We start from the raw sequence: 4779 nt of genomic DNA on the forward strand, positions 1-4779 counted from the left end.
GGTCGTGGTTTTATTGAAGGAGGTTCTATGGGTATGATAGAGCATACCAGACTGATCAACCGGAGGGATTTTCTCAAACTTGGTGCAGTGACCGCCTCGGCGGCAGTGGGTATAACGGGTATGGGCAGTGTGCTGAAGAACGCTGTAGCTGCCGCCGGTACCTTTCCGAACCCGGTGTACCGTACTCTTGGAAAGACAGGTTTGAAGATAACGGTTGTCAGTTTCGGTGCAATGCTTACACCTGAATATGAGGTGATGCGGGCTGCATTTGATCTGGGAGTGAATTACGTTGATACTGCCAGACGGTACATGAATGGCCATAATGAGGAGATAGTGGCAAAGGCCATCAAGGGGATCCGCAACAAACTTTATGTGGCAACGAAGACGCTTGGATCATCAAATACCAAAAAGGAGATATTTCAGGACGTTGAAACGAGCTTATCCAGGCTCCAGATCGATTATATCGATGTCATCCAGATGCATAATGTCAGCAGCAAAGAGCGAGCCTTTGCTCCGGAAGTACGCGAGGCCTACACCGAGCTCCGTAAACAGGGCAAGGTGCGTTTCTTCGGATTAACAACCCATACGAACCAGACAGAGGTTGTCAATGCCGTCGCAGATGATCCGGGGAAGTTCTTTGATACTGCCCTTGTTGCCTATAACTTCACAAGCCCTCCCGAATTAAAGGAAGCAATTGCCCGTGCTGCCAGGACAGGTATCGGTGTTATTGCCATGAAGACCCAGGCCGGAGGGTATAAAACAGATGCGCTGGGGCCGCTGAGCCCTCACCAGGCCGCTCTGAAGTGGGCGCTCCAGGATACCAGTGTGACCGCTGCGATCCCGGGGATGAAAGATATGAGCATGCTGAAAGAAGACCTTTCTGTCATGGGGATGAAACTTACCCGAAACGATGAAAAGATCCTCGAACGTTACGGTGAAGCTATCCGTCCATATTATTGCCGGTTCTGCGCGCAATGTGAGCCCACCTGTCCGGAGCATGTCGCTATAAGTACGATCAACCGTTCATTGATGTATGCCGAGGGCTATGGGAACATGGAACTTGCGAGGTCAACCTACGATGAGATTGAGAGCAAAGCAAAGGCATCAACCTGTCTTGGTTGCGATGGATGTGTAGCACGCTGTGCGAATGGTCTTGATATCGCTTCCAGGATGCGTAAAGCGCTTTTTATATATGCATAGAGGTCATCATAAATGACTTGCAGACGGATAATGCCGCGCTTTTTTTTGCTGTCAATAATCATACTCACCCTGCTCATGTCCATAGTCAACGGTCTGGCACTGGCAGATATCAACCCAATTGAAAATTTATTACCAGTACCGGGTTTTGCGGAAGGATGGGTAATTGACGGAAAGATAAACCGTTACACAGCGGAGAATCTCTATGTATATATCAACGGTGAGGCAGAGCTTTATATACCCTATGGTTTCGAGATCCTTGGATCGGCATTCTACAGCAGGGGAGATAATGCGCGGTCAGGGATTGTCGCCGATGTCTACAGAATGGGGTCCCCGATTGATGCCTTTGGCATATACTCAAACTATCGTGACACCGGTGCGGAGTTAGTAAGGATCGGCGCAGAAGGCTTTATCAGTGAATCCCAGTTGATGTTCTTTAAAGGCCGTTATTTCGTCCGCCTGTCTGTCTCCGGTACCGTTACCGACGAACGTAGCCTGTTAATACAGTGTGCAGAGAACATTGCAGGAAAGATCCCGGGTAGTACCTCACAACCGGAGGTGCTCGGTATACTCGGCATAACCGGTATTGTTCCCGATACGATAAAGTACTTTGCCCAGAGCGTCCTCGGGTATGCATTTTTTCAAAGAGGATTGACTGCCGAGATCGTTGTTGAAGGTGAACCTGCCAGGATATTTGTCATTCTCTGTGGATCCCCGGAGGCATCTTCGCGCACGCTTGATAATTATATCAATTATCTTAAGGAATCAGGCGCCAATGCTGAGCGTACAGGCAATGAGAGCGAAATGACCGTTGTTACTCAGGACCCGTTGTACAAAGGCACAGTTATCAGAAGATCGGGTGGATATCTTTTCGGTGTAACGAAACTGAAAGATCCTTTGAAGGCGATACCGGTGGTCAGCCGTGTGCAATCCCGTATCAACAAACCATGAGTATCAGCCATCGCCTTGTTTTTCACGTAAGATATTATACTGTAATGTCTTAAAATCTTTCGGCGGCAGGACATCTGATCTTCTTACAAGCACAACAGCAGAAAAAGGGCAGGGGACTGCGCATACACCGCAGCCGATGCACCATTCCCTGTCAATTACCGGGATACCGTCCTCGATGGTTATGGCATCAACAGGGCAGACATCAACACAGAGGCCGCATCCGGTACATTTGTCAGGGTCTGTTTCCCGTAAAAAATAGGTGGCCATGAGGGTGTCCCGGGGAATCTTTCTTCTCCGGATAGTCCCGACAGACCAGCAGCAGCAACTGCAGCAATTGCAGGTATGTTTTACGCCTTCCCGCGCGTTGTCAACGAGATGCACGAGGCCGGCCTCCTCACTTTTCCTGATCACTTCCATGGCCTCATCTTTCGTGATCTTCTTCCCTATCCCCTGTTCTATGACATAGTCGGCAAGTTCATCATATTTGATGCATGATTCAAGGGTGTGCTGACACCTTCTCTTCCCCAGCAGTTCTGCCGTAGCCCTGCAGGCACAGTGAACAAGGGCGATCGTGCCGGCCTTTTTTACAACCTCTTCCATCATCTCAAAAGGGTAAACGGCATGAGATTCCGGATCGAGGCTTTGGGACGCCGGTACGTATCGGTAGGCCTTTGTTTCTGTTTTGCCATATACCTCGTTCAGCTCCTTTATTCGTGTGTATTGTACTGTGAGTTCCGCCATCCTTTTTGCATGAGGATCATTGGTCCCACGCCAGAAAAAGGTCTGAGGGAAGCCATAACCAAACTGCTGAAGCGCATATCCCTTCTCCCCGTCTTTTGTTTTTCCGGCATACAGGAGCCCCCGGTGAGCGAGATTCGCAAGCATATCCTCAAGCTGTTTTTCCGGTATGCCGATATGTTTTATAATTGCTGATGGTGGAACGGCCTCAAAAGGGATTACCCTTGTCGGCAGGGCAAGGGCGATCTCTGCTTCAAGTGGAGTGAAATTCTCTTTAAGGATGTCCAGCAATTCGTTCTTTTCCGGGTATCCCATACCGAGCGATGACAGGTGTTTCGCGAGCTTTTTATAGATAGCGTCGGGTTCAGACATATTCAATTACCGGTTTCATTGTAGACAATTATTCTGGAAATAACAATAAGGTTTTTTGAAAAGCAGGCACTTGCGCAGAGAGCGAAGAGCGGAGAGCGAAGAGCTGAGAGTAGAAGACAAAATTTGTTCAACGTTCAATGTTCTATGCCTGCCCTCGAATGACTCTATCGGGGGTTCAACGTTAAAACAAAACAGACCAAATCGACTAAACAGACGAAATGAACCAGATGGACCAGATAGACTATGTTTGTTACTGACTACTGACGACTGACTGCTGGTTTAAGGAGGCGATCCCGTCAGGCCGGGACAAGCTGCAAGCTTCGGTGAAAATTCTTAAAAAAACTTGATTAAAAACGGATTAGTGGTATAATAGTTCAAGATACTTTGTAATGAACAGGGGGCATGATATGAAAAAAATTACGTTTTTTGCATTATTGATTGTCTTTGTTCTCGGGATAGTCGTAACTCCCGGATACTGTCAGGAGATGGAAAAGAAATCGTACAAGTCCACAGGACGTGCCGAGGCGTATATTATTGATGCACTTGTCGTCCGTCCTATTGGTATCCTGGCGTGTGCTGTTGGTTTTGGAGGACTTATAGTGTCGGCGCCGTTTGCTGCAATGTCCGGAACGAGCGAACAGGCATTCGACGCGTTTCTGACAGAGCCGGGCGAATACACATTCACAAGGCCGCTCGGTCAGTTTGACTGAGAAACCCTGAGGATGTAAGCAATTTTCGGCGATCAGCGGTCAGCCCTATTCTTTCTTGTCATTGCAAACGAAGCGTGGCGAAGTGTCATTGCGAGCCCGCAGGGCGTGGCAATCTCATCCGCTGAGATCGCCACGTCGTTTCGCTCCTCGCGATGACAATAAAAAGTGTGGCCCCTCATTATCAATAATTAATTTCCAAATAATCACCAATAACCGAATAACTAATAATTGAAGGAGGACTTCTTTATGTCTTCTCATTTTGGGTATTGGAACATCGAATATTGGTTATCAGGGTTATCAGCGGTTTATTTTTTTGGAAATACGACGATAATACAGTATGTTCTTAGAAGGTACTCAAAGAAGTATATCAGAATTCATTGATTTTCCATTCCTTTTCGTGGAAAGTTTTGATAAAATGGTGAAAAGGTATGCATTCATGAAGGCTACAAAGGTAAAAGGCATTATCCTGCTCGTCATAGCGGCGGTCTTTCTTTTTGTAATGGTTTATTCATTGGTATATTCGGCAGGTGACTTAAAGGTTTTCTTTTCTGTTGTCATAGCGCTCGTCTGCGGAGGTCTTGGAATAATGTATCTAAAGGATGATGAAAACAACGAAAAGAAAAGACATCAAAAGAAAGGCGTAAAAAAGTAAAGATGGAAACCAAAATAAGGATCAGGGAGAGCATATTCTATGGCATTAGAAAAGCATGACTATAGACAAATAATTGTTAATCATCTTACCTATTCGCTCTCGAAGGATATGTATTCGGCAACGGAACGGGATAAATATAACGCTATTGTTCTTTCCGTA

5 protein-coding genes are annotated in these 4779 nt (G+C 46.8%); 4 read left to right on the plus strand and 1 reads right to left on the minus strand.

The window, feature by feature from the left end:
• Positions 1 to 1200: aldo/keto reductase (locus PHU49_14720; GenBank protein ID MDD5245259.1), on the plus strand; the 1200-nt coding region annotated here is incomplete at its 5' end.
• Positions 1201 to 1230: 30 nt separating this feature from the next.
• The gene (locus PHU49_14725) at positions 1231 to 2148 is read left to right on the plus strand and encodes a hypothetical protein (protein MDD5245260.1); all 918 of its coding nucleotides are present in this window, start codon (positions 1231 to 1233) and stop codon (positions 2146 to 2148) included.
• A gap of 3 nt (positions 2149 to 2151) precedes the next feature.
• Here PHU49_14725 and PHU49_14730 read toward each other — a convergent pair whose 3' ends face one another.
• Positions 2152 to 3258 carry a 4Fe-4S binding protein gene (locus PHU49_14730; GenBank protein ID MDD5245261.1) on the minus strand — a complete coding sequence of 369 codons (1107 nt, stop codon included), beginning with the start codon at positions 3256 to 3258 and terminating at the stop codon, positions 2152 to 2154.
• 407 nt (positions 3259 to 3665) lie between these two features.
• On the opposite strand from PHU49_14730, the gene PHU49_14735 reads away from it, so the two are divergent.
• The gene (locus tag PHU49_14735; protein MDD5245262.1) at positions 3666 to 3968 is read left to right on the plus strand and encodes a hypothetical protein; all 303 of its coding nucleotides are present in this window, start codon (positions 3666 to 3668) and stop codon (positions 3966 to 3968) included.
• 436 nt (positions 3969 to 4404) lie between these two features.
• Positions 4405 to 4620: a hypothetical protein gene (locus tag PHU49_14740; protein ID MDD5245263.1), complete on the plus strand. Its 216-nt coding sequence runs from the start codon at positions 4405 to 4407 to the stop codon at positions 4618 to 4620.
• The last annotated feature ends 159 nt before the right edge of the window (positions 4621 to 4779 follow it).

The sequence above is a fragment of the Syntrophorhabdaceae bacterium genome, assembly GCA_028713955.1.
Taxonomy (GTDB): Bacteria; Desulfobacterota; Syntrophorhabdia; order Syntrophorhabdales; family Syntrophorhabdaceae; genus UBA5609.

Coding starts and splice junctions, on each gene's coding strand:
- PHU49_14725 (MDD5245260.1), top strand. CDS start 1,231: ATGCCGCGCTTTTTTTTGCTGTCAATAATCATACTCACCCTGCTCATG.
- PHU49_14730 (MDD5245261.1), bottom strand. CDS start 3,258: ATGTCTGAACCCGACGCTATCTATAAAAAGCTCGCGAAACACCTGTCA.
- PHU49_14735 (MDD5245262.1), top strand. CDS start 3,666: ATGAAAAAAATTACGTTTTTTGCATTATTGATTGTCTTTGTTCTCGGG.
- PHU49_14740 (MDD5245263.1), top strand. CDS start 4,405: ATGAAGGCTACAAAGGTAAAAGGCATTATCCTGCTCGTCATAGCGGCG.